Genomic DNA, 24,140 nt, shown 5'->3' with positions numbered 1-24,140 from the left:
GATGCGACGAGCGATGCGATAAGCGATGCAATGAGCGACGCAATGAGCGACGCAATGAGCGACGAGGCTGGCGGCGTCCCGCGATACGCCTTCTACGGCGACGATTTCACCGGCGCGACCGACACTCTCGCGCATCTCGCACGCGCGGGCTTGCGTACCATGCTGCTGTTCGCGCCACCGGATACAACGCGGCTGGCGAGGCTCGGCTCGCTCGACGCAATTGGCGTGGCCGGCGCCGCGCGCACGATGTCGCCTGAGCAGCAGCAGATTGAACTCGCACGTGTAGGCGAGGCGTTCGCGAAACTCGGCGTGCGCGTGATGCACTACAAGGTGTGCTCGACTTTCGATAGCGCGCCGCAAACGGGCAGCATCGGCGTGGCGATCCGCACGTTGCGCGAGTATTGCGCGAACCCGCTCGTCGCCGTGATCGGCGGACAGCCGAATCTGCGGCGCTATTGCGTGTTCGGCGAGCTATATGCAGCGGCCGGCGCGGACGATGGCGAATCGTCCGTCTACCGGATCGATCGTCATCCGACCATGAGCCGGCACCCTGTCACGCCGATGAACGAGGCGGACCTGTGCGTGCATCTTCGGAGGCAGGGCCTGGATAACGTGCAGTCCATCGACTGGCGTTGCTACGCTGCAGGTGACACCACATTGCAAGCCGAGTTGCAACGCCGGCTCGCTTTGCGGCCCGACGCCATATTGTTCGACGTGCTCGACGATTCGCATCTTCGCGCGATTGGACGAGCGCTCGCGCATCACGCGTCAAGCGCAGCGCCGCTGCTCGCGGTAGGCGCGAGCAGCGTGGCGCAAGCCTATGCTTCCACGCTCGACCTGTCGGCCCGAAGCGAAATAGCGCCCTTGTCCCCGCGTTTGGCGCGCGCGAGCGGCCCCGTTTTCGTGCTGGCTGGCAGCCTGTCGCCGTTGACCGAGGTGCAGATCCGCGCTGCACATTCATACCATCGGATCGAACTGGACCCGCTGCAAATGACCGGCGAATCAGCACGCAGCTATCTGACGGCACAAGTGGCGACAATCGCCAACGCACTGCGCGGCGGGCGCAATGTACTTGCCTTCACGGCGCGGCGCGAATCGAACGCAAGCCAATCGCACGGCGTTTTGCCACAACTCGCGCACGCGTGCGCGGCGTTGCTGCGCCAAGTGCTTGACGAGGTTAAGTTGCAGCGCGTCGGCATTGCGGGCGGCGACACGTCGAGTATCGCGGTGCGGGCTCTCGGCGCATGGGGGTTGTCGTACCTTGCGCCGTTGCCGGCTGGCGTGACCGTATGCCGTGTTCACGCCGACAGTCCGGAACTCGATGACATCGAGTTGATGCTCAAAGGCGGCCAGATGGGGGAGGCCGATCTGTTCGAACAACTGCTGGAAGGCTATGGCGACGACGAACGCGTCAACCTTTAGCCATTGTCGATGAACCCCGGATAAAGCGTCATGCCGCCGTCGACAAACAAGGTAGTGCCCACGACATAGTCGCTTTCATCGGATGCAAGCCAAACGGCGGCCTTGCCGATGTCCTCCACTTCGCCCACTCGGCCATATGGAATCAATTGCAGCAACTTGTCGCGCGCGGCGCTCGTATCCCACGCGTCGTGATTGATGCGCGTACGGATCGCGCCGGGTGCAATCGAATTTACGCGAATGCGTTCCGGCGCGACCTCCTGCGCGAGTGACTTCATAAACATTTGAACGCCGCCCTTCGACGCGGCGTAGTTGACGTGCCCGGCCCACGGAATCACCTCGTGTACCGAACTCATGCAGATGATCTTGCCGAGTGCTTTCGATACCGATGTCGGGCCGCGTCGTCGGAACTCTTTCACGGCTGCCTGTGCGGTGAGGAATTGCCCCGTCAGATTGGTGCCCAGTACCGTTTGCCAATCTTCCAGTGTCATATCGGCAAAAGCGCTGTCCTTCTGCAAACCGGAATTCGCCACGACGATATCCAACGTGCCGAAGCGCGAGCGGCAGGCATCGAACATCGCGTCGATGTCCGCGGGGTTCGATACATCCGCCCGAACCGCGAATGCGGCGCCGCCTGACTTGTTGATTTCATCGGCAAGCTTCTCGGCCGATTCGGCATGCGAATGATAGTTCAGCGCCACGGACGCGCCGGCATCGGCCAGCGCCTTCGCCACGCCATAGCCGATGCCAGAACTCGCGCCCGTGACCAGCGCGAATTGATTGGCGAGTAACTTTTCCATCGCATTCCTTGGCGTTAAACGACGCGTTTTGTCTGCGCACGAAAAAAAGCGAGGCCGCCGGATCTGTGCGCAATTGGCTGCATTGCGATCCGGCGGCCTGGTCAGCAAGGACCTGTCAATGTGACTGCGTCACGGCGACGGCTATATCACACCGGCGACAAGCAGCACGATTACGACGATCAGCACAACGCCGAGACCACCCGTTGGTGCATAGCCCCACGAACGGCTATGCGGCCACGTCGGCAGCGCGCCAATAAGGAGAAGAATCAGCACAACCAGAAGAATAGTTCCCAACATGTATGACCTCCGCTTGGTTGATGGAGCTGCGTTTTGGCGAACGTCCCGCACGTAGTCGCTGCGTGACGGGCTGGCAGCATCGTGACCTTATGGCAGCAAGGCGCGTGCCTAGCGCGGGAAGCCGGCGTTCAAGTGTGATGAGGTGCTCACATCGGGACAATGCGCGCGTTGCCGATGCGCGTAACAACGAGGTCCGCGATGAACGCAATTGCGAGCGCGACCGCCCCGCAAGCGAAGATCAGCGCGTAGTTGTTATGCGAGTGCGAGAACAGAAATGAGTAGCCGTAACCGCCGAGCGCCTGGAAGAGCGCAAATGCGGTCGTCGCGCGGCTCCATGAGGCGCGCTGTTCGCCGTGATCGTGCGGTACGAGTTCGTGAATGCGGCCGAGCGCGAGCGGCACGATACCTGGTGTGAAGATGCCGAGAATCACGGTCGACACTGCGAGCACCCATGCGTTGCCCGAAAGCGCGAGCATGGCGACGGCCGCTGCTTGCAGCAACAATGCAACCCGATAAGCCTTGCCGTAGCCAATACGATCAGCAACGTTGCCTGCGATCACCGGTCCCGTGATCGCAGCGAGCCCGTATAGTACCCAGTAGTCCGCGCCGATCGCGGCGCCTCGGCCGAGACCGCGCGCCACGTAATCGACGAGCAGGATCATCGCCGGCACAAGTCCGAGCGCGTTTGCTGCGTATTGCGCATACAGCACACGCAATCCGAGACCGCTACGGTGCGAAGCATGATGATTGTCAACTGCGGCAACGGCTGCGGGCGGATTCGTCGACGGCCAGCCAAACCAGCTCACCACGGTCAACACGAGTGCGACTGCGCCGAGCCCGAGCCATGTCGTTCGCAGCCCGAAGTGCAGCAGTTCGGGAATAAGCGTGCCGGACGCCGCAATACCGAGCCCGAGTCCGAGAAAGATCATGCCGCTGACAAAGCCGCGACGCGGCGCGGGAATGTGCGGAAGAATCGAAGTGGCGACGAGCACCATGATCGCCCCGCCGGAAATGCCCGACAGCAGGCGCCACGCGAAAAACCAGCTAATCGAGAGCGGATACGCGCAGGCGAAGAAAGCTGCGGTCACCACGGCCATCAGCAGGCGCAACGCGGTGCGGTTCGACAATGCGGACGCAAGCGGACGGCCGATCAACGCGCCGATCAGATAGCCGGCGAAGTTCGCGGCGCCGAGTGTCACGGCTTGCGAGGACGTGAACCAGTGCGCCTGGATCAGTGACGGAATCAGCGGCGTGTAGGCAAAGCGCGCGAGTCCGATCGCGACCAGGCTGCCGCACAATCCGGCAAGCGTTGCATAGAGCGCTCGGGCGTTAAGCGATGTCGAGCCCGAAGAGGTCAACAAGGGCGCTGTAGACATGACGGCTCCTTTACCGGCCAACGTGCTTAACGTCGTGCCGGATGTCGATGAGAATGCGAGAGGGTGCGCCTCGTTCAGGCGCGGGGTTTAGGCGTCGCCGTGTTTCGCTGGCAGTTGCGGCAGGCCGAGCAGTGTGAGCGCGGTTGCTGCCGCGCTCGTCAGCACCGTACGCTGCGGGTCGATCCGCGCTATCACGCGCATGCCGAGCACGGTGGCGAGCAGATGAGTGGCGGCGTCGGCGGCGCTCACGGTAGTGGCTATCGCACCGCTCTTCTGCGCCGCGACAAGGCAGCGATAAAAGAACTCGCGAATCTCGTCGATTTCAGTCGCGACGAGTTTGCGAAATGCTTCGTCTTCCGATGAAATCTCCAGCGCCGAATTAACCAGCATGCAGCCACGTTTGTGCGGATCGGAGACGGACCGCTCGATGGTTTCATCGAAGAAGCCCGTAATGGCCTGGGCGGGCGGCATCGTGCTCTCGAAACGTGTGATGCGCTCGCGCAGCGTGCAGTCGAGGTAGTGTTCGAGCGCACGCAGGTACAGACCGCGCTTGTCGCCGAATGCGTTGTAGAGGCTCGGTTGAGTCAGACCGGTCGATTTGACCAGGTCGCGCGTGGAGGTTGCCTCATAGCCCTTGAGCCAGAAAGTCGCGCTTGCTGCTTCGAGCACCTCTCGCTCGTCGAATCCGCGGGGTCGCGCCATGAGGAATGTCCTTTACCGCCTGCCTCGGCGGGTTCTGTATCGGTCGATATAAAACTGCATTATATATCGATCGATACAGAAATCAAGGGCGGTTGAAAGGCTGCGCATCCGGACCGTCGCGCCTCGACAGCAAAGGCGCGGCGCGACGGTTTCCAATTGAAGCCATCTCGAGCGTCCTACAGATAGGAGCCTTTAATACGCCCCTCGAAGATGGCGGTGTTGATTGCGAAGTCGTCGACGTGCCCCAAAGCGCCGCCGTCGACTGTGACGACGACGGACCGGCCTCCGCGCACGAGTTTCATCTGGTCCGGGTTCAGCGTGGCCTCGTCGCGAGCGGTGTCGGCGCAGTGGGGCAGGTCGTTGATGATGACGGTGGGTTTCATGGCGATACTCCTTGAAGTGGGCGGGCGAGCATTGAACGGTGCTCGCTTCGATTTCTGCAAGGCCTATGCCAATCCGCGCGCGATGAACGACGAATGCGATAGCCCGGCGCGAACACGAAGCCAGGCAACGATGTGCACGGCACGGCGGCGAGCCGCGGATCGCGATGGACGAAAGATCGAGGCAAAGTGTGCGGACGCGGCCTACAGATCGCGCCGAGGATGTTGGCCAGCAAGCAGGCGCAATACACGGCTCGCTACGCCTCGTGTGGCGCAAGTGACGCAAGCGGCACAAGCGGCACAAGCGGCACAAGCGGCACAAGAAAAAGCGGCACGCGTCGATGACGCATGCCGCATTGCCGATGATGTGGACGCGAACCTAGCCGCGCCGTATGTCGTGCGTCACAGCCACCTTGACGATGGTCTGGTGTGCTGCCGGAAAGCCAGGCGGATATTCGACGATCCGCGCCGAAGCCGCGGCGAGCGGCGTGGCGCTCGTCGCCCGGGCGCCAATGCGTGCGCCGCCGACAATGGCGGCCATTGCCTCGCGGTCGAGTTCCACGCTGTCCGTGAGGTCTTTGATGAGGAGCTTGGCCATGCTGGGTTCGCCGAAGAAGCTGCGCGGGGACGGTGCGATGGTCCGGTCTGCGCTCGCGGGTGTCGTCAAATGTGCTGAGGTCTCGTCGCACTATGAGTATAGGAAATCTGTTTTCAGCCTGCCTGCCGGATATGGGCGGGCGGCAGTAGGGAAGCCCCCGGTTCTTCGCTACTGCGCGCCGTCAAACGACAGCGTAGTTGGCTGCCCACAGCGAAGGGCTGACGTTCAGGTGCAGCGGCACCATGCCCGCGCCGATCACGCCGACGTTGTTGAGCGCGGCGACGTTCACGTATTGCAGTTGCGTGAGGTTCTGGTTCACGGAGACGTTGACGTTGGCAATGCCGCTGAGGCCGCCTACCGACGGCAAGCCGGGCACGCTGCTGCCCGTGCCGCCGGATACCGCCGACATTGTGCGGCGGTCGAGCTCGCGGGCGCGGGAAAGATCGCGAATCATGAGGGATGACATGGTGTTTCTCCAAAGTTGCGCGGAAGATGAAAGCGATTGGCGCGAGGCGAAGCGGCCCGAAAAAGCGGCCGCTTCGCCTCGCCGCGTATCACACGTGGATGTTGTTGCTCGACGTGACCGAAGGATTGACCGTCGAGGTGATACCGGCCGCGAATGCAACGTTGTTGCCGTTGGCGTTCTGGATGTTGAGCTCGTTGCTGATCAACTGCGTCGCGCTGACCTTCTTGCTGTAGTCCGGCGCATAGACCGGGCTGAAGTTGAAGTACGACGTGGACGGGCCGAAGCCGCCGCGCACGGCGCTCATCGCCTTGCTGTCGAGTTGTTCGGTGACGGACAGGTCTTTGATCATCAGCGTGTTCATGGTGAGTCTCCTGAAAGGGAAGGGTGCAGTTTTGCGGTTGGGTTCGAGCAACTTGTCTGCTCGAGTGTCACTAATGCACAGCCTGTGCCAGATTTATTCAAGGTTCCTAATAAAGTTCGTTGTGCCCTGCTGGCTACGGCTCGCAGGCCGACGAGCCGCACTGGCAGCTATCCGCAGCGAGCGGGGCACGCGTGGCAAGTGGCGGCATGCGCCCGACAACGCATGGTGTTCTGTTGGGCCGCGCACGACACGGACTGCTCATGCTCGGCGCGGGGCAATCCTGGTTTGCGAAAGCGCAGACCGGGAGCTAGTATCGAAGCGGCACATGTAACGGGTTACGACAGCTTTCCTATCGGCCAGAGGCCCCTCGGTCGTATGCGATCGGGGTCTATGGCAGCGCGGCATCTCGCACAAAATGGCTAGCCTTGCGCGTGTGATTCACGACTTCCAGAACGGCGAGCTGTCCCGTGACGAGTTCGTCGCTCAACTCGACAGCACGTTGGTGACTGAGGGGCTCGGTCCGACGCAGCTGCTGGATATGCTCGGCGCCGCGCATCGTAAAGCGCCGCTGCCCGAGGACGTTTACGTCGAAGTGCGGCGGCGTATCGAGCAGTTGCGAGTGTCGAACGTGGCGGCTGGCGGCGAGGAAACCGGCATACAGACCACGGTCGAAGTTCCGTCGGTGCGCTCCGCAGGCTCAATGCCTGCAAGCGACGGGTCGAGCGCCGCTCACGCATCCGGCGCACCGGGACATGACCAGATCAAAGGCACCGGCGATACGCTGAACAACCGCTTCGTACTCGAAGAGTGTCTCGGCGTGGGCGGAATGGGCACTGTCTATAAGGCGCTCGATCTGCGCAAGCTCGAGGCATCGGACAGAAAGCCGTATCTTGCGATCAAAGTTCTCAACGTCCAGTTTCGCGGCAATCCGAATTCGCTCGTCGCATTGCAGCGCGAGGCACGCAAGGCGCAGGTGCTCGCGCATCGCAACATCATCACCGTGTACGACTTCGACCGCGACGGCCCTATCGTCTATCTGACGATGGAGTATCTGTCGGGCAAGCCGCTCAGCCAGTTGTTGCGCACACCTGGCTATCAGGGCATGCCGGTGCGGGCCGCGCTGCCCATCGTGCGCGGCATGTGCAGCGCGCTTGCATATGCGCACGAACGCGGCTTTGTGCACTGCGACTTCAAACCCGCCAACGTCTTCCTCACGACGAATGCGGAAGTCAAGGTGATCGACTTCGGCATCGCCCGCGTGTTTCAGCGTCCGGAGGAAGAGAGCGATGCAACGGTCTTCGATCCTGGCAGCCTTGGCGCGTTGACGCCCGCGTATGCGAGCCCGGAGATGATCGAGCATCGCGAGCCGGATCCACGTGACGATATCTATGCGCTCGGCTGCATTACGTATGAGCTGTTGACCGGACATCATCCGTTCGACCGGTTGTCCGCAACCCAGGCGCGCAACGCCGAGTTCAAGCCGCAACGGCCGCCCAACCTCGATGCAAGGCAGTGGCGTGCATTGCGTGCCGCGCTTTCGTTCGATCGCGCGACGCGCATGCCGAGCGTCACGCGCTTCATCGCGGAGTTCGACAACGAAGCGCGCGCGGAGAGGTCGGGAACATTGGCGAAGGCGGGGCTCGCGGGCTTTGCGGTGATCTGCGCTGCGGCTGTCGGCGTCTTCGCGTGGAAGTCGGCGCCGAACCGTCAGAGCCAGGCGCAATTAGGTGCGGGCGAGTCACAGGGGCGCGTGGATCGCGGGGCTTCGATGCCGTCGCAAGCAAGCGCAGCGGCGGCGATGCCGGGCGTCGCATCAACGAGTCCGTCAATCGATGCATCGGGTAGCGCGTCAGCGAATGCATCAGCGAGCACACCAACGAAAACATCGCCCGGCGCGTCAGCCAACACATCGGCGCCAGCAGCAGGACCGTTGCCGGACCCGGCATCCAGGCCCGCGCTGACACTGGCCGCCGTCACTCCAATGCTCGCGCAAGTGCCCTGTTCAGCGTTTTCTGCCACGGCGCAAGGTCACATGCTGACGGTACGCGGCTACGTCTCGCAACGTTACGGTGTCGCGCGTCTGAAGGACGGGCTGGCGACGCTGCCGGGCGTGGATGCACTCAAGCTCGACGTCGAGCCGCTCGCCGATGACAAATGCGACGCCGTCAAGGCGCTTGCGCCCTACTGGACGCAGAACTGGCAAGCGGGTCACATCACGGGCTTGAAAGTGCGGCCGCCGAGCGGCCAATTGAGCGAGGGCGATCCGCTGGTTGTCGACGTGAGCACGCCCGCCTACGACTCGTACGTGAATCTCGACTACTACCAGCTCGACGGCAATGTGGTTCACATGGTTCCGAGCCCGCGCGCGAAGGACAATCAGGCGCCGCCGCGCTATTCGGCGACCGTCGGCGGCGCGGGCGACTGGGTCATTTCGAAACCGTTCGGTTCGGAGATGGTCGTGCTTCTGATCACGCCCGCGCCGCTATTCGACAAGCCGCGCCCCGAAGCCGAATCGCGCGCGGATTATCTGCGAGCGCTCGACGCGCGACTCGCGCAAATAGGCGCGAAATACGGCCGTGAGCGGATCGTCGCGGACTTCGCGATGATTACCACGAAGCCTCATGCGCCATGAGACGCGTGCGGTTTCTGCATGACCATCGCAAAGCGGTTCGAGCCGCGCATCACTTGAGTTCTTTGACTACGCGGAAGCCGTCTTGCGACTGGCGCACGCCCCCGCTGTATTTGAAGCGCGTCGCGCTGAGCATGTAGCCGCTACCTTCGCGCCACGAGCCGCCGCGAATCACGCGCATGTCGCAACTGGGGCTTTCCCATGCGCGGCCATCGGCGGGCGCCGACTGGTACGAGTTGTGCCAGCAGTCGGCGGTCCATTCCCAGACGCTGCCGTTCATATCGTGCAGGCCATACGGGTTCGGTGCAAAAGAACCTGCGGCTTCGGGGCCTTCTTTATGCCAGGGCTCGCCGCAATCCTTGCAGTTGGCGTTGCCCTTGCGCATCTGATCGCCCCACCAGTAAGCGGTCGTCGTGCCGCCACGATCGGCGTATTCCCATTCGGCTTCTGTGGGCAGACGGTACGCTTTGCCTGTTGTTCTGGAGAGCCATTTCACGTACTGCTGTGCGTCGTCCCAACTAAGGTCGCGAGCGGGGGCCGTCCTGTTCGCATTCGTTTCAGGCGTGAGTTTCGAGCATGCATTTGCGGCCACGCATGCGTTCCACTGCTCGACTGTCACCTCGTATTTGCCGATAGCGAACGGCGAACCAATCGTCACGTGATGAACGGGCTTTTCGGACGGATCGTCGCTGCTGCTGCCCATCGAGAAGGAGCCCGCGGGCAACGCGATCATCATCGGACACGCGGCGCAGTCGCGCGTTTCGCCCACGGCCGGCGCGCGCGCTGCGGGCTTTTGCGCGGCCGGCTGCGTGGGGCCGGTGCGCTGGCGATCTTGCGGCGCGGCGGGGGGCGTTGCAGGCGTTGACGGACGCGCGGCTTGCGGTGCCGGTGCAACCGATGGCGCGGGCGATTGCGCGGCAGAGGCGGCAGGCGCAGTCGATGCCGTGGCACGCAGGCGATCGATGCGCGCATGCGCGAGCGTGGCGAAGCGCCCATTCGGATAGGCCTTCAAATACGCTTCGTAGTCAGCGGGGTAGTTGCTGTCCTTGATCGAATTCCAGAATGTGATCTCGTATTGTTCACTGCTGTCCTTCGGCAGAATGCCCCGGCTGTGCAGTGTCACGACAGCATCGTCGCTCGCGATAGACGCGATAGGCGCGCCTGCTGCGTCATGTTGCGCATCCGCCGAACCGGTCAACGACGACGCAGTCCACGGTCTTTGCTCGCCGCCCGTAGTATCTGCGACTCTGGACGCAACGTCGGCAAGCAGGCTCATCAGCGGCCGTGCGGGTGTTTCGTCGAGTGCCCGCAGCAAAGCATGCGTGTAGATGCCTTGGCGCACGCCGTCTGCCGCATAGCCGCCAGGCGCGGCTGCGTATGCAACGACCGTATTCGGCGGAAGCGCTGACGCATCGCGCACAAGCTTGGGGCTAAACGGATCGTCGAGGCACATATCGAGAATGACGAGGTTGAGCTGTCCCTCGCGCGAGGGCATTGCCTGCAAGACGTCATTCAAATCGATGGCCTCGCGAATCAGCGTGGCTGGCGAGCGCATGTCGAGGCCGGCGGGAACCAGCAGCGTTTGTCCGCCAACTCGCGCCCCGTGACCCGCGAAATAGAAAAGACCCACACCGCCTGCGTGCAAGCGCTCGCGCAATTCGGCAATTGCCCGCTGCATCATCTGCGGCGTTGCGTTGGAAAGCACGATTACGTCGAAGCCGAGCGAACGCAAGCTGTTGCCCACGGCTCGAGCGTCACGCGGCGCGTTTTGCTCGATGACGCCGTGCGAACCGCCGCCATATGCGCCGTTGCCTATGACGAGTGCGATGCGCGGGACGCCGGCATGATCGCGCTGCGGTGCGAACGGCGCGATCGCCCAGTCTGCTGGAGTCGCTGAGTCTGTCGCGTTCGTGCTGTCACGCGGTGCCGCAGCAAATGCACTGCCGCAATTCGCCAGAACGGCCCCGGCCATCCACATCAGCAGGAATATTCGCCACATCTTCGCATCCTGTTTGTTCCGGACAGAACATAGGCCTTCGCGCACCGCGCCGTTCGCCGCTATTCGTCGCCGTTCGTATCACCGCCAGCGCACATGTAGATGTATTGACGCGCTTTCGACCATCCGCATTGCAACGTATCAACAACCATAGCACGCGCCTGGCGGGCCACAACCAACACTTGTACCGAGTGCGCTATACGGTTAACGAGCGTGGCGTATCTTTTTGGCAAGTTACGTCCTAAGCTGATTCACAAAGCAACGCGGCATGGTCGTTTTAACTACGCGGCCGCCGCATCAGGTGCGCGCCCGCGAACGCAGCAGAATTGCCCCACGCTGCCCTGCGCAGTCGAGGTGTTCACGACCGCTATTCGGGAGTGCGCTATGCGAAGAACCAACGTCCTTGCTGTTCCGGACCGGAGTGCCAAAGCCGTGGCGCGGCTGCGCGCCAGGCGTGTGTTTTCGCGGACCGTGTTCGCCGTGATGATCGGCGGTGCAGTGCTGCCGGTCGCCGCATTCGCCGACTCGGCTACATCGCCGCCCGGTGCCGAGGAGTACATCATCTGGCCACCCGACGGCGCAGTCATTCATGGCGGCAAGCTGTGGGTGCGCATGGGGCTGCGCAACATGGGCGTATGTCCGAAAGGCGTCGCGTTTCCCAACACAGGGCATCACCATCTACTGATCGACACGGATCTGCCCGCACTCGATCAGGAAATCCCATCGGACCGCAATCACCTGCATTTCGGTGCGGGCGAGACCGACGCGCGTATCGAGCTGCCGCCAGGCAAGCACACGTTGCAGCTGGTTCTCGGCGATCACAATCACGTGCCGCACACGCCGCCCGTATACTCGAAAAAGATCACCATCACCGTGCAGAAAGACTAGCGCGATCCGCGCGTTCATTTCGGATTGCCCAGGACGGAGAGACCTTCATGTACAAGCTCATCGCAGTCGCGGCGCTGCTGGCGTCGGCGACATGGGGCACGGCGAATGTCGCCGTAGCGGCGGGAACCGCGGCGCCTGCGGGTGCATATGCGTATATCGGCTACCCAAACGACGGCCAGGTGGTTCCGGCCAACAAGCCGTTTCGCGTGTGGTTCGGATTGCGGTACATGGGCGTGGCGCCGAAGGGCGTCAAGTATCCGAACACGGGACACCATCATCTTCTGATCGACACCGACCTGCCGCCGCCGGACCAGGAAATACCCTCGGACCGCAATCACCTGCATTTCGGTGCCGGGGAGACCGAGACCATGATCCAGTTGCCGCCGGGCAAGCATACGTTGCAGCTATTGATGGGTGACTACATGCATATCCCGCACAATCCGCCGGTGTACTCGAAGAAGATCACGGTCATCGCGCGTTGAGGTTCGACGAGTGTGCCGTGCGGAGGCCGGTTGCCAATTGCCCAGTGTCATGCATTAGCCAACCAGTCGTAGCCGCTTGTTGGGTGCAATCCATCACATCGCGGCACGGGCCTCTTCGCCACCCGCCGCATCACATGCCCCGCGTTTCGCCGGAAGCCTTTCCCCGCGGCCATCCGGAAAATTTCTTAGGATCGGAAAGTAAAACTGGCACAGCCCATGCGTTAGTGATGCTCGAGCAGACAAGTTGCTCGACCCCACCGCAAGACTGTGACCTTCCCTTTCAGGAGATTTGCCATGAACACGCTGATGATCAAAGACCTGTCCATCACCGAACAACTCGACAGCAAGGCGATGAGCGCCGTGCGCGGCGGCACCGGCTTCATGTATCCGTCGTCGTCGTATGTGAGCTTTGCGCCGGTGTATGCGCCGAACAACAGCAAGAAGGTCGATGCGACTCAACTGATCAGCACCACGATGAACATCCAGAACGCCAACGGCAACAACGCAGCCTTCGTTGCCGGCGTGACGACCACCATCGACCCGCATGTGACGTCGAGCAACAACATCTTCGTGTCGTAAGCGGCGCGAGCGGACGCCAGGGTCTGCCGGCCCTCGCGTCCGCCAGCACCGATGCTCAAAACTTCGCTTGTCCAATCGTTCTTTTCACGCGACACCTCCACACCGCATATTTCCCGAGCCCATGTTCATGCACTGCTTCGATGGTGAAGCGGCGTTGGAAATGCTTTACTTGAATCGTGCGCTTGCGTTGTGCAGTGAAGTCAGCGTCATCGGAGAAAATCGTGTCAGCGTTGTTTGATTCACTGATCCGTCAGCGCTCGTTCAATCACTCCACTGCGGCAGCGTTGCGCGGTCTGTGCGCTGCAACCGTATGCGCTGCATCGCTGTGCGCATGCGTGGACGTCAGCATGCCTGACTACAAGCGGCCCGATACGCCCGCCAAAACATCGTGGACCGATCATAAAGGCGCGCCGGTATCAGCCGCAGCCACTATTGAACCGGATTGGTGGAAGGGCTTCCACGACTCGACTCTCGATTCGTTGATTGCGAAAGCCATCGGCGGCAACTTCGACATCAAGGTACTGGCCGCGCGTATCGACGTCGCACGCACGCAAATTGGCGAAGCCAAAGCCGGCGCATTGCCGACGATGGATCTGGGCGCCGGCGCCAGCTTTCAGAAGACCACGGGGCAGACGTTCGCAAAGCAGTACAACGTCGCGTCGCAGGTGAACTGGGACATTGATATCTGGGGCAAGGTGGAAAAGGGCGTGCAGGCCCAGAAAGCTGAATTTCATGCGAGCGAAGCCGACTGGCGCGCCGGCTATCTGGAACTGGTGTCGAATGTATCCAGCGCCTATTTCCAGATCCTTCAGTTCGACGACCAGATCGATCAGCAGCAGAGAACGCTCGTCACCAACCGGCAAATTCTCGCGATCTACGAAGGCCAGCGCCGCAGCGGTCTCATCCCGCAAACGCAGGTGTTGCGCCAGCAGGCAGAAATCAATCGCCTGACGAATCAGTTACTCGAATTGGGGCGCTCGCGGGATCTCGCGAATAACGCGCTATGCACGCTGATCGGCGTGCCTGCGGGCGAGTTCCGATTGCCCAAAGGCCATTTGCAGCAGCGCGTGCAGTTGCCGGGGGTACCCGACGGCCTGCCCGCACAACTGCTGGCGCGGCGACCCGATGTGGTGGCTGCGGAGTTCAGGGTACTGGAGGCGTACGACCTCGTTGGCCAGGCCAAGCTTGCGCAATTGCCGACCATCAGCCTGACGGGGCACGGCGGCACGGCGAGCTTTGCGCTTACTGACTTGCTGAAGTCGTTCACGTACGGCTTCATGCCAAGCATCAACATCCCATTGCTCGACCCCGGCGTGCGGGCTCACGTGAAGGTGACGCAAGCGCAGTCGACGGTTGCCGAGCAGCAATACCGCGCAACAGTAATGGGCGCATTCGAGGAAGTGGAGAACGCATTGGTCAATCTGAATGCGCATAAGGCGCAGCGCGTTGAATTGCAGCAACAGGTGGATCGTTTGCAAATCGTGGCCGATCAGATCCAGTCGCAACTCAGGCTCGGCGTCGTATCGCAACTGGAAGTGTTCGAAACGGAACGGACGCTGCTCGACGCGCAGCAATCGTTGCTGGCCAATCATGAATTGATTCTGTCCGACACCGTACTGCTTTATAAAGCGCTCGGCGGCGGCTGGCCGAGCGTCGATGTGCAGGCGCAGGTAAAACAGCAGTAAGCGGAAGAGCGGAAGAGTGGAAGTAAAGGAGCACTGAGCTAAGCCGCGATGCCGCGCATGTGAAGCGTACAGAGCTTCGCATTGGGGCGCCCATCGGCTTCATGACCGACGACTGGGAATTGACACTCGCGATGCGTGACTTACAATCGTTGAGGAGCCGGTTTTCCAATGGCTTGCTACAAAAAAGTCTTGTCGCCGTCGTTCTTCGTGCTGACTCCGCTGCGCTCCCGCAGCAGCGGGTAAACGATTAGTGATCCGGATAAAATGGCCGACGGCGAAACTCCCATTGCTGAGACGCGCGCGACAATCGAAGCTGCTTTCGACGTGCTGTTGTCTCCGCTTGCGTCCGGGCAGCGTCCGGCGCTGGACGCAATCCGCATTGTCGACAGCCTGTTCGCGATTGGGCGCAGCGAAGCGCCGTTCACCGATTACCCCGCTGAGCGGATCGCGCGCTTGTCTCGCCGCCATGCGCGTGTGTTCGTCGAGAACGGCGCCGTGTATGTCGCAGACCTCGGTAGCAAGAACGGCACCACGGTCAACGGCATCCCGGTGCGCCAGATGCCGGCGCGTGTGCGGGCAGGGGACGAACTGTGTTTCGGCGGCGAACTGTGTTATCGCGTGAGCATCGAGCCGCGGGCCCGCATCGTGGCTGCGAGCAACACGGCGTGCGCCCCCGCCTTGCTGCTCGTGCCGCAGCGCGACGATCTCGAGCTTCAGCCAATCGAAGTGCAAGCGTTCCCATTTCTTGTCAGCAAGGCGGACGAAGTCTTTTCGCGCTACAAGAACCGCTACCCGCATCAGGTCAACTACATCTCGCGCCGGCACGCGCACATCTTTCTGAAGGGCTCGCAGCTTTACGTCGAAGATCTCGGTAGCACGAACGGCACATTCGTCGGCGGAAAACGTCTCGACGAATCCGCGTTGCCGCTGGCGGACGGCGACATAGTTGCATTTGGCGGAGACCACTTCGTCTACAGGGTGACGCTGCACAAACCGCCTGACGTCGAGCCGACCGTGACGCAACTGCTCCTCAACCCCTCCGTCGAAGATGCCGCCGACAACGATAAAACGACGTTCGTGGGTGCAGCACATTCGTTCCTCGACATCTTCTGCGTCGATCCGGCGCGGCAACGCGAGGACGAGGTCAACGAAGCTGCGCACGCAGGGTCCGCACAGGCAAGACGCGCATCGCCGGTTGGCGGAGCGGCGGCGGGAGTTGCGAAGGGAGCGAACGCCGTACATGGTGCGGACAGCGGCGCGAATGGATCGAATAGCGGCCAGGGTACGAGCGTTTCTAAGCGCAGGCCGCGCCGCTGGCGCCTCGTCGCGAGCGAGCTCGGCAACGCGTTTGCGGGCGACGATCGTGCGAGCATGAGGCGCATTGCGGCGTGGGGCGGTGTGGGCGTCGTGTTGCTCGGAGCGGTTGCATTGGTGCTGTATCTTCGTGGTTCGTCCGAGCGCGAGCTGAAGAATCTGCTCGCGAGCGGCGACTATACGAGCGCGGTGCTGTCGGCGAAAAACTATCTGGCGAGTCATCCGGCCGACACGAAAGTGAGCGCGCTTGCCAGCGAAGCGCTGCTCAAGGCGAAGCTTCCTGGCTGGCTCAATGCGGTGCAAAAGGCGCAATTCGAGCAGGCCGATGCGCTGCTTGGCGACATGAAGTCGTCGACTACGAACAATGCGGATGCCGCGTCCTTGCTCGGCGAATTGCAATGGGTGGGCGATCTCGAGCGCTTCGTCGCGGGGCGCGGCGGCGTCGAAGCGCCGATCCGCATCTATGCGGATGAAGCGACTATCGGTGGCTTGCTGCAACGCTGGGACGACGACCCGAAGAGCCATCAGCGCGCGCTCGACAGAATCGCGTCATATGTACCCGTTTTCGCGGAGCCGTACGCGCAGGCAATGAGCCATCTGCGCAAGCTCGAGAGCGACGACTCGGTCTATCTCGCCGCAATCGAACGATTGAACGGCACCATACGTACCGAATTGGCGCGCGACAAGCCAGCAGCGTTGCCGTCTGTACTGGACGATTATGCGCAACGCTATCCGCGCCTCGCGGGTCTCGACCGTGTGCGCGACGATCTGCGCGAATACAGCGCTTTGCTGGAAGCCGCGCTAACACGCGAATTGACTTCGCTGGTTGCGCTGATGAAAACCGCGCGCTTCAGCACACCGCCGTTTCAGGAGCAATATCGGCAACTCGCCGCGACGCGTTTGCCATCGTCCGATGTGATCCAGCGGCTCGACGCGGTAGCTGAAGCATGGAAAAAGGGCGACGCCCAGCAGGCGCTGACCGGATTGCAGTCGATGCCCGCCGGTCCGTGGTCCGATGTGCTGGCCGCCGCGCTGGCTCACAAGAAAGCGCTGCTTGACCAATACAGCAATCTGCAAAAAACGCGCGGCGGCAAAGATTACGAACAACGTCTGCTGTCTTTCTATGCGAGTGTCGATCCGTCAACGGACGTGTGGTTCGCACAGTCGATCCAGAAGGACGTCGCCGCATTGCACGATAAAGCGCTGGCGCGTGCGCAAGACCTGATGCTCCGTGCGCAGAGCCTGTGGAAGCAGTATCGCGCGGGCGGCTCCATCGGCGGCAGTCAGCGGCTCGAAGCCGGCATCTCGCCGGGCTTTCGCAACGAGGCGCGTTGGCTCTCCGATGCACAGACCGCAGCGCAGCAGGGCATGCGCATCTATTCGCAATTGCAAGCGGATCATCCCGCCGACTTCGACCGTCTGCTCGCGGACATAGAAGCCGAAACAAGCTTGCAGCGCCGCTCACTGACTGAACTACGTATGGTGCTGGACCCCGGACTGTTGAAAGCGAAGCTGGCGTTGATTGGAGGCGAGCAGAGTGAAACGCGACAGTCACCCTAGGCCGCTCTCGGAAGCGCTGGAAGATCATAGCGTCGAAGGCATTGCGATACTCACCGCGGAACCGGTGCGGCTCGCGCGTGCGTTGATCTGGGCGATGGTCGCGTTGGTGGTGGCAGGACTTTTGTGGTCGTTCGTGGGGCGCGCCGATGTAATCGTCAGCGCGCAGGGCACGCTATCGCCCGAATCGGACGTGCGCCGCATTTATGCGCCGATCGACGGCGAACTGGCCGACCTCTATATCGCCGAAGGACAGCCGGTTTCGAAGGGCGACGTGCTCGCCCGATTAAACGCGCGCGGCGCTATCGAGGCTGCGAGCAATGCGTTGCAAGCGCAATTGAAACTCGAAGATGCCGAGCGCGACTGGAAGCAGTTTCCGCAGAAGAAAGCGCTTCTGGAACGAAAAGCCGCCGCATTGAAGGCCCAAATGGAAGTGGAAGCGCGTCTGCATGAAAATCGCGTTTCCGAAGGCACGACCAAGCTCGCGGAAGGGCAGAAGGCCGAGCTCGACGAAGCCCGCAGCGGGCTCGACAACGCTCGCCGCGTGCGCGAGGCGGCGCACCAGGAACTCGACCGCTACTCGCGGTTGTTCGCGCAGCCGGGCGGCGGCGGCATTGCCGAATTGCAGGTGGAACAGAAACGAACCGCTGCAATGGAAGCGGACAATGCTTACCGTGTCGCGCAATCGAAACTCGCCGAACTCGACTTCCGTTTGAGTCATGAATACGCAAAGGCGAATGCGGAACTGGAAACGAGCGGCCAGCAAACCACCGACCTTCAGCTTCAATACGACGCGGCTGTGCGCGACGTCACGGATGCGGAAGACAAGTTGCGGCTGCAACTGCAAAGCGCACGGCTTGTGTCGGAGGCCGCCGCGCGAATCCGTTTCGAGAACATCGACAAAGACAATTTCCTGCTGATCCTCGCACCGGTTTCGGGTGTGATTACCGACGTCACGTCGACGCAGCGTGGCGACAAGATCCAGGCGAATTCGCCGCTCGGCGGCATTGCTCCGAAAGACGCGAAGCCAGTCCTGAAGATCGAGATTGCGGAACACGACCGCGCTTTTTTGCACGAGGGCTTGCCGGTCAAACTGAAATTCAACGCGTTTCCGTATCAACGTTATGGATTGATCAGCGGCACGCTCGCTTACATCTCGCCGGCCACCAAGCCGTCGTTGCAGGACAAGCAGCCGGTCTACGAGGGCCGTGTCACGCTCGATAAAAACTACTACGAGATTGCCGGCACAAGTTATCCATTGCGCTACGGCATGACAGCGAGCGCGGAAATCGTGGTGCGCGAGCGGCGGCTGATCGACCTCGGTCTCGATCCGTTCAGGCAGGTGGCGGGTTGACTGTGCGAATCACACATCAACATGGGAGCGGACAACATGACCGCGATAGTGCGAATCGACGATGAAGTAGTAGGTGTTGGCGAATTCATTCGTCTTCTGAAACTGACTGGCCAGTTCGAAAGCCTGATAGAGCAGATCGTGCGTGACAAGCTCACGGTTCATGCTGCGAAGAAACAGGGCATCGTAGTCACCGCCGATGAAATTCAGCAGCGCGCCGACCAGTTTCGCCGGGTGCGAGGCTTGCACCGCGCAACTGATATGAACCAGTATCTCGATGTGCTCAACGTGAGCCTCGACGAATTCGAAGTCTTCATTACCGATGGTCTGTATCAGGAAAAGATGCTGGAAGAGGTCGGCAACGAGGCCGCCGTGAGGGATTACTTCGCGCTGAATTCACCGAAATTCGACGCGATAGAAGTAAGCCACATCGTGCTCGATAGCGAAGGAAAGGCGAAGGAAATGATCTCGTATCTGCACGATGATCCGGACAGTTTCGCCGACATGGCTCGCGAGCATTCAATTGCCGATACCCGCGAGGCGGGCGGCGTAATAGGCAAGGTGCTGCGCGGGTCATTGAAGCCGGACATCGAGGCGAAGATTTTCAATGCAGCGGTGGGCGATCTGCTCGGGCCGTTTCCGTCAGCTGATCGTTCGTGCTTCGAAATCTTTGCGGTGACCGCGAAGTATCCGGCCACACTCGACGCCGACGTGGCCGCCGAAGTCAGACGCCTTCTGCGCGAAAGCTGGTTGATCGCGCGCGCGCAAGAACATGTGATCGAAGCGCGCTAACCGGGCGCGACACTCAGAAGCCGAACACGAGAACCGCAAGCATATGGATGCACCCCAGACCGCGCCATCCGCCGCCGAATTTCTCGCCTCGGTGGAAATCCTATCGCCTTTTTCCCGCGATGAGATCGAACGTCTAGCCGAATATGCGCAAGCGCGCTTTTATTCGTTTGGCGAAACCGTCTGCTCGGCAGGCGAGACAGCGGACGGTCTGTACGTGATTCGCTCGGGCTCGGTACGCATCTTTGTCGAGGAGCACGGCAAGGAAACAAGCATGGGCGTGCGTAAGTCGGGAGAGATTTTCGCCGACATCGCAATGCTGCGCACCTATGTGCATGAGGCGTCGGTTCGGGCATCGGCGAAAACGGAGTTGCTGTTCATTCCCCGTGCCGCCATCGAGCCGGTAATCGCCGGCAATCAGGCTGCGCTCGCTTTTGTCGCGAGCTATGTGGCCATCAATTCGGCGGGCGGCTTCGTCGCGCAGCTGTTCGATCTGCGCGGAAAGCTGAACAAGGCCGAGTTGGAAGAATATGTGCGCAGCGTCGGTGTGAAACGCGTGGCGGCAGGCAAGGAGATTCTCAAGCAGGAAGCACGCGACGACCGGCGTTTGTACGTCGTGCGTCAAGGTGAAGTGCGCATCGTTCGGCATGAAGCGGGGCGTGACTATACGCTCGCCACGCTTGGCGAAGGCGAGATATTCGGCGAGAAAGCGTGTTTGATGCGCCAGGAACAGATGGCGTCTGCGGTTGCATCGACAGATGCGCGGCTGTTGGTGATTCCCGAGCGCACGGTTCACTTCATTCTCGAACGCAATCCAAAACTGCGCGAGGTACTGGACGAGCGTATCCGTTACGGCGACCGCGAATTGCAGCGGCAAAAGCGGCTCGAACAGCGCCGTAAGTTGCCGCTGATGCTGGATTTGCAGACGAAGCCGGAGTACGGCGAAAAGATAATCAAGCGCTTCGCGCTGGTGGAACAGGCAGAAGAGATGGACTGCGGCGCGGCATGCCTCGCAATGATTTGCCGTCACTACAGCATTCCAATGACACTCGGCAAACTGCGCGAACTCGCCAATGTGACGACGCAGGGTGCGACGCTCGACAGCCTCGCGCGTGCCGGCGAATCGCTCGGCTTCACAGCGCGTGGGGTGCAATGCACGTTCGATTCGCTGCGCGGCTTCGATCTGCCGTTCATCGTGCATTGGGAGGGCTATCACTATGTGGTGGTGTACGGGCTTTCCAGTGAGTACGTATGGGTCGCGGACCCGGCGTTAGGTTTTCGCAAAATGACAGTGGAGGATTTCGAACGCGGCTGGAGCGGTACGTGTCTGCTTTTCACGGGTGGTCCTCATTTGCTGCAAATGTCGGCGGCGCGTTCACCGTGGATACGTTTTGTCGGCTACCTGAAGCCGTACAGAAAAATTTTAGGGCACCTGTTTCTCGCCACGTTCGTGATTCAGGTGCTGGGCGTCATCCCACCGCTCATCATCCAGAACATCCTTGACGGTGTGATCGTGCATCAGAATGTGAGTTTGCTGCATCTGCTGATAGGCGGGCTCATCATCGCCAATGTGTTCTCGCAGCTCATGTCTTCAATTCGCGCGTATCTCGCGAATTTCATGGTGCGTAACATGGACTTCTCAATGATGTCGGAGTTCTTCAAGCACACGTTGTCGTTACCGTTCTCGTTCTTTGCGAAGCGAAAGACCGGCGACATTTTCGCGCGCTTTCAGGAGAACCAGACCATTCGCGCGTTCCTCACCGAATCGACCGTCACGACCGCGCTGAATCTGCTGATGGTGTTCATCTACTTCACGATCATGTTCGTGTACAACGTGAAGATGACGCTCGTTCTGATCGGCTTTGTCATTCCGATCATGGCGCTAACCGCATTGGCCACACCGCGAATCAAGAACTACGCGCGCGAGGTTTTCACCGCGTCGACCGAATCGAAGTCTTTCCTGATGGAAGCGCTGGCCGGCGTCGAGACGGTGAAGGGCATGGGCATCGAGCGGCCCGTGCGTTTGCGTTGGGAAAAGAAATACGCAAAAGCACTGGAAGTGCAGTATCGTGCGCATGCTTTCAATATTCTCGTCGGGCTCGGCAGTCAATTGCTGAACGCCGCAACCACCATTGCGATTCTATGGGTCGGCGCAAATCTCGTGCTCGCGCGCGAAATGACAATCGGGCAACTGATCGCGTTTAACGCATTCATGGGCAGCGTGCTTGGCCCTTTGATGGGACTCGTCGGCTTGTGGAGCATGCTCAATGACGCAGGCGTTGCGATGGAGCGTCTTGGCGATGTGCTCGACATCGAGCCCGAACAGAGACCGCAGGATCTGCCGTCACGCGTAATGTTGCCGGAACTGCAAGGCGAAATAAGCCTGAGCGGTGTCTATTTCCGTTACGGCGACAACGATTCCGCCTATGTGCTGGAGAACATCAGTTTCGATATCAAGCCTGGCGAACTGGTGGCGATCGTCGGACGCAGCGGCTCCGGCAAAACGACGCTCGCGAAGTTGCTGGTCGGCTTTTACGCGCCGAGCGAGGGCAAAATGTCGATTGACGGTTACGACCTCGGCGTGGTCGACAAAGCCTACTTCCGCGCGCAGATCGGCTATGTGATGCAAAGCAATTTGCTGTTCTCCGGCACGATTGCGGAGAACATCGCAAGCGGCGACGACGCGCCGGACCGCCGACGCATCGAGGAAGTCGCGAGGATGGCGGATGCACACGCGTTCATCAGCAAGATGCCGCTCGGCTACGAACAGATTGTCGGCGAGCGCGGAATCGGCTTGTCTGGCGGCCAGATTCAGCGGCTGTGCATTGCACGGGCGCTGTATCACGATCCACGCCTCCTCGTATTCGACGAAGCCACGTCCGCGCTCGATTCGCAGTCGGAGAGCAACATTCTCGGCAATATGCACGACATTCTGAAGGGCCGCACCGCGGTGATCATCGCGCATCGGCTGAGTACGATCATGCGTGCCGACAAGATCCTCGTGCTTTATGAAGGGGCGATTGTCGAACAGGGCCGTCACGAGGAACTGATCCAGCGCGGTGGCATGTACTACCAACTGGTTCAGAAACAACTGAGTGCGTGATGATGAAGATACTCGACCAGATTGAAGATATCAGTCCGTCGATTTCATATGCAGGTTTGATCGAGCGAATCGAGATATTGCGCTCGACGCTGCGCTGGTCGTCGCGGCTGGAACGCACGGATATCGACAAACTGCTCAGGCAGGCCACCTCGCTGCGTGACGAGGTTATGCAGCTTTCGCACAAGGAGCGGTTCGTGCAAGCCGCAGTGGCAGCGGAACCCGCGCAGCGCGCCGAGCAGTCGCGTGGCGCACGCAGGCAAGCGCTGCTCGAACGCAGTTTCATTTTCGAAGGTACCTTCGGCGACAATCCGCGCCTGCTCGAATCGCTTGAAATCGCGGAGAAGGCCGCGCCGACCGACTTGCCCGTTCTGATCGACGGTGAAAGCGGAACCGGCAAGGAGTTGATGGCAAAAGTCATTCACGCCAACGGCTCGCGTTCGGACAAGCCGTTTATTTCCGTGAACTGCGGCGCGATTCCCGACAATCTTCTCGAATCGGAATTGTTCGGTCACCGCAAGGGTGCTTTTACCGGCGCGTCAAACGACCGTAAAGGGAAATTCGAAAGCGCGCATACAGGGACCATCTTTCTCGACGAGATCGGCGAATTGCCGCTCGCGGGCCAGGTCAAGCTGCTGCGCGTGCTGGAAGCGCACGAGATTCAGCGGGTGGGCTCAGACGAAACGATCGCGGTCGATACGCGCATCGTCGCGGCCACGAATCGCAATCTGCGCAAGCTCAGTGAAGAGGGCAGGTTTCGCGAGGATCTGTTCTACCGGCTTAGCGTAATCCACGTGACGTTGCCGCCGCTGCGCGAACGCCGCGACGAGATTCCGCTGCTGATTGCATGGTTCGGTGACGAGGCGGCGGGCACGCTCAAACGCAGGCCAGTGAGATTAACCCCGCGTTTGCGGGACTTTCTGCTCAATTACGAATATCCAGGCAACATCCGCGAGTTGCGCAATGTGATGTACCGCATCTCGTGTCTTGCCGGCGATATGGCCGACATAGATCACCTGCCGACGGACATGCGGCCCGCGGCGCCGGGAACGGCGGCGTTGCAAGGCGGCGCGAACGGCACAGGGCAGCAGCCGATCAGCGTGGCGAATCTCATGTCGCTAAGCGATGCAAAGCGCGCCGCGAGCGATGACGCAGAAAAGGCCTTTCTCGAGCGCGGGCTGCGCGAAGTGAACGGCACAGTCGCCGAATTGGCGCGACGTATCGACATGAACCGCTCGCATCTGCAAATGCTTCTGAAGAAGCATGGCCTGCATTCGAAGGACTTCCGCAACCGTAACGTTCCGCCGTCGAACAGGAACGGCGCCGACGAGCGCGAAGACGACGACGGTGACGCATGACAACCGCAAGTCA

The 24,140-nt window shown here is 61.0% G+C and carries 20 protein-coding genes; 11 read left to right on the top strand and 9 right to left on the bottom strand.

Features of this window, described 5'->3' with window-relative positions; all coding sequences use genetic code 11:
• Positions 1-54: 54 nt before the first annotated feature.
• Positions 55-1,422, top strand: coding sequence for a four-carbon acid sugar kinase family protein (locus F759_RS0117245; protein ID WP_051377325.1), 1,368 nt, complete (start codon positions 55-57; stop codon positions 1,420-1,422).
• Here the strand turns inward: F759_RS0117245 and F759_RS0117240 are convergent.
• The 8 genes from F759_RS0117240 to F759_RS0117200 form a co-directional block, all read right to left on the bottom strand.
• Positions 1,419-2,219, bottom strand: a complete 801-nt coding sequence (locus F759_RS0117240) for an SDR family oxidoreductase (protein ID WP_027800971.1) — start codon at positions 2,217-2,219, stop codon at positions 1,419-1,421. The genes F759_RS0117245 and F759_RS0117240 overlap by 4 nt on opposite strands.
• Before the next feature lie 141 nt (positions 2,220-2,360).
• Positions 2,361-2,516, bottom strand: coding sequence for a DUF3309 family protein (locus F759_RS40920; RefSeq protein WP_036024642.1), 156 nt, complete (start codon positions 2,514-2,516; stop codon positions 2,361-2,363).
• A 146-nt stretch (positions 2,517-2,662) separates the two neighbouring features.
• Positions 2,663-3,892, bottom strand: coding sequence for a YbfB/YjiJ family MFS transporter (locus F759_RS0117230; protein WP_027800970.1), 1,230 nt, complete (start codon positions 3,890-3,892; stop codon positions 2,663-2,665).
• 87 nt (positions 3,893-3,979) lie between these two features.
• On the bottom strand, positions 3,980-4,594 hold the full coding sequence (locus F759_RS0117225) for a TetR/AcrR family transcriptional regulator (RefSeq protein ID WP_027800969.1): 615 nt from the start codon (positions 4,592-4,594) through the stop codon (positions 3,980-3,982).
• A gap of 176 nt (positions 4,595-4,770) precedes the next feature.
• A complete protein-coding gene (locus F759_RS0117220; RefSeq protein WP_027800968.1) occupies positions 4,771-4,977 on the bottom strand; it encodes a hypothetical protein in 207 nt (68 codons plus the stop codon).
• Between the two features lie 376 nt (positions 4,978-5,353).
• Positions 5,354-5,572 (bottom strand): hypothetical protein, encoded by a 219-nt coding sequence (locus F759_RS0117210; protein ID WP_027800967.1) that lies wholly within the window; start codon positions 5,570-5,572, stop codon positions 5,354-5,356.
• A gap of 181 nt (positions 5,573-5,753) precedes the next feature.
• On the bottom strand, positions 5,754-6,038 hold the full coding sequence (locus tag F759_RS0117205) for a hypothetical protein (protein ID WP_027800966.1): 285 nt from the start codon (positions 6,036-6,038) through the stop codon (positions 5,754-5,756).
• A gap of 88 nt (positions 6,039-6,126) precedes the next feature.
• Complete coding sequence (locus F759_RS0117200; RefSeq protein ID WP_027800965.1) at positions 6,127-6,399, bottom strand: hypothetical protein; 273 nt, start codon at positions 6,397-6,399, stop codon at positions 6,127-6,129.
• Positions 6,400-6,814: 415 nt separating this feature from the next.
• Here F759_RS0117200 and F759_RS0117195 point away from each other — a divergent pair, with 415 nt between their 5' ends.
• Positions 6,815-9,031: a serine/threonine protein kinase gene (locus tag F759_RS0117195; RefSeq protein WP_027800964.1), complete on the top strand. Its 2,217-nt coding sequence runs from the start codon at positions 6,815-6,817 to the stop codon at positions 9,029-9,031.
• Positions 9,032-9,080: 49 nt separating this feature from the next.
• On the opposite strand, the gene F759_RS0117190 is transcribed toward F759_RS0117195, so the two are convergent.
• The gene (locus F759_RS0117190) at positions 9,081-11,027 is read right to left on the bottom strand and encodes an SUMF1/EgtB/PvdO family nonheme iron enzyme (protein WP_027800963.1); all 1,947 of its coding nucleotides are present in this window, start codon (positions 11,025-11,027) and stop codon (positions 9,081-9,083) included.
• Positions 11,028-11,408: 381 nt separating this feature from the next.
• Between F759_RS0117190 and F759_RS0117180 the strand changes: the two genes are divergently transcribed.
• From F759_RS0117180 to F759_RS0117135, 9 genes are all read left to right on the top strand, one after another.
• On the top strand, positions 11,409-11,912 hold the full coding sequence (locus F759_RS0117180) for a DUF4399 domain-containing protein (RefSeq protein ID WP_027800962.1): 504 nt from the start codon (positions 11,409-11,411) through the stop codon (positions 11,910-11,912).
• Between the two features lie 47 nt (positions 11,913-11,959).
• Positions 11,960-12,394 carry a DUF4399 domain-containing protein gene (locus F759_RS0117175; RefSeq protein WP_027800961.1) on the top strand — a complete coding sequence of 145 codons (435 nt, stop codon included), beginning with the start codon at positions 11,960-11,962 and terminating at the stop codon, positions 12,392-12,394.
• A 294-nt stretch (positions 12,395-12,688) separates the two neighbouring features.
• The gene (locus tag F759_RS0117170) at positions 12,689-12,973 is read left to right on the top strand and encodes a hypothetical protein (RefSeq protein WP_027800960.1); all 285 of its coding nucleotides are present in this window, start codon (positions 12,689-12,691) and stop codon (positions 12,971-12,973) included.
• A gap of 221 nt (positions 12,974-13,194) precedes the next feature.
• Positions 13,195-14,658 (top strand): efflux transporter outer membrane subunit, encoded by a 1,464-nt coding sequence (locus tag F759_RS0117165; protein WP_209440494.1) that lies wholly within the window; start codon positions 13,195-13,197, stop codon positions 14,656-14,658.
• A 264-nt stretch (positions 14,659-14,922) separates the two neighbouring features.
• A complete protein-coding gene (locus F759_RS0117155; RefSeq protein WP_027800957.1) occupies positions 14,923-17,532 on the top strand; it encodes an FHA domain-containing protein in 2,610 nt (869 codons plus the stop codon).
• Positions 17,510-18,883, top strand: coding sequence for an HlyD family efflux transporter periplasmic adaptor subunit (locus F759_RS0117150; protein WP_027800956.1), 1,374 nt, complete (start codon positions 17,510-17,512; stop codon positions 18,881-18,883). The genes F759_RS0117155 and F759_RS0117150 overlap by 23 nt, the downstream gene beginning before the upstream one ends.
• A gap of 36 nt (positions 18,884-18,919) precedes the next feature.
• On the top strand, positions 18,920-19,672 hold the full coding sequence (locus F759_RS0117145) for a peptidylprolyl isomerase (RefSeq protein ID WP_027800955.1): 753 nt from the start codon (positions 18,920-18,922) through the stop codon (positions 19,670-19,672).
• A gap of 43 nt (positions 19,673-19,715) precedes the next feature.
• Positions 19,716-22,772, top strand: a complete 3,057-nt coding sequence (locus tag F759_RS0117140) for a peptidase domain-containing ABC transporter (RefSeq protein WP_027800954.1) — start codon at positions 19,716-19,718, stop codon at positions 22,770-22,772.
• Entirely contained in the window at positions 22,772-24,127 is a 1,356-nt protein-coding gene (locus tag F759_RS0117135; protein ID WP_027800953.1) for a sigma-54 interaction domain-containing protein, read from the top strand. Before F759_RS0117140 ends, F759_RS0117135 begins: the two co-directional genes overlap by 1 nt.
• Positions 24,128-24,140: the final 13 nt, after the last annotated feature.

The organism is Paraburkholderia dilworthii (assembly GCF_000472525.1).
GTDB classification, from domain to species: Bacteria; Pseudomonadota; Gammaproteobacteria; order Burkholderiales; family Burkholderiaceae; genus Paraburkholderia; species Paraburkholderia dilworthii.
Note: the sequence above shows the minus strand (reverse complement) of the source record. Positions and strands in the feature narration are given on the sequence as shown.

Excerpts from the sequence above, each read along its gene's own strand:
- F759_RS0117245 (WP_051377325.1), top strand. The coding sequence starts at position 55 with ATGAGCGACGAGGCTGGCGGCGTCCCGCGATACGCCTTCTACGGCGAC.
- F759_RS0117240 (WP_027800971.1), bottom strand. The coding sequence starts at position 2,219 with ATGGAAAAGTTACTCGCCAATCAATTCGCGCTGGTCACGGGCGCGAGT.
- F759_RS40920 (WP_036024642.1), bottom strand. The coding sequence starts at position 2,516 with ATGTTGGGAACTATTCTTCTGGTTGTGCTGATTCTTCTCCTTATTGGC.
- F759_RS0117230 (WP_027800970.1), bottom strand. The coding sequence starts at position 3,892 with ATGTCTACAGCGCCCTTGTTGACCTCTTCGGGCTCGACATCGCTTAAC.
- F759_RS0117225 (WP_027800969.1), bottom strand. The coding sequence starts at position 4,594 with ATGGCGCGACCCCGCGGATTCGACGAGCGAGAGGTGCTCGAAGCAGCA.
- F759_RS0117220 (WP_027800968.1), bottom strand. The coding sequence starts at position 4,977 with ATGAAACCCACCGTCATCATCAACGACCTGCCCCACTGCGCCGACACC.
- F759_RS0117210 (WP_027800967.1), bottom strand. The coding sequence starts at position 5,572 with ATGGCCAAGCTCCTCATCAAAGACCTCACGGACAGCGTGGAACTCGAC.
- F759_RS0117205 (WP_027800966.1), bottom strand. The coding sequence starts at position 6,038 with ATGTCATCCCTCATGATTCGCGATCTTTCCCGCGCCCGCGAGCTCGAC.
- F759_RS0117200 (WP_027800965.1), bottom strand. The coding sequence starts at position 6,399 with ATGAACACGCTGATGATCAAAGACCTGTCCGTCACCGAACAACTCGAC.
- F759_RS0117195 (WP_027800964.1), top strand. The coding sequence starts at position 6,815 with ATGGCTAGCCTTGCGCGTGTGATTCACGACTTCCAGAACGGCGAGCTG.
- F759_RS0117190 (WP_027800963.1), bottom strand. The coding sequence starts at position 11,027 with ATGTGGCGAATATTCCTGCTGATGTGGATGGCCGGGGCCGTTCTGGCG.
- F759_RS0117180 (WP_027800962.1), top strand. The coding sequence starts at position 11,409 with ATGCGAAGAACCAACGTCCTTGCTGTTCCGGACCGGAGTGCCAAAGCC.
- F759_RS0117175 (WP_027800961.1), top strand. The coding sequence starts at position 11,960 with ATGTACAAGCTCATCGCAGTCGCGGCGCTGCTGGCGTCGGCGACATGG.
- F759_RS0117170 (WP_027800960.1), top strand. The coding sequence starts at position 12,689 with ATGAACACGCTGATGATCAAAGACCTGTCCATCACCGAACAACTCGAC.
- F759_RS0117155 (WP_027800957.1), top strand. The coding sequence starts at position 14,923 with ATGGCCGACGGCGAAACTCCCATTGCTGAGACGCGCGCGACAATCGAA.
- F759_RS0117145 (WP_027800955.1), top strand. The coding sequence starts at position 18,920 with ATGACCGCGATAGTGCGAATCGACGATGAAGTAGTAGGTGTTGGCGAA.
- F759_RS0117140 (WP_027800954.1), top strand. The coding sequence starts at position 19,716 with ATGGATGCACCCCAGACCGCGCCATCCGCCGCCGAATTTCTCGCCTCG.
- F759_RS0117135 (WP_027800953.1), top strand. The coding sequence starts at position 22,772 with ATGATGAAGATACTCGACCAGATTGAAGATATCAGTCCGTCGATTTCA.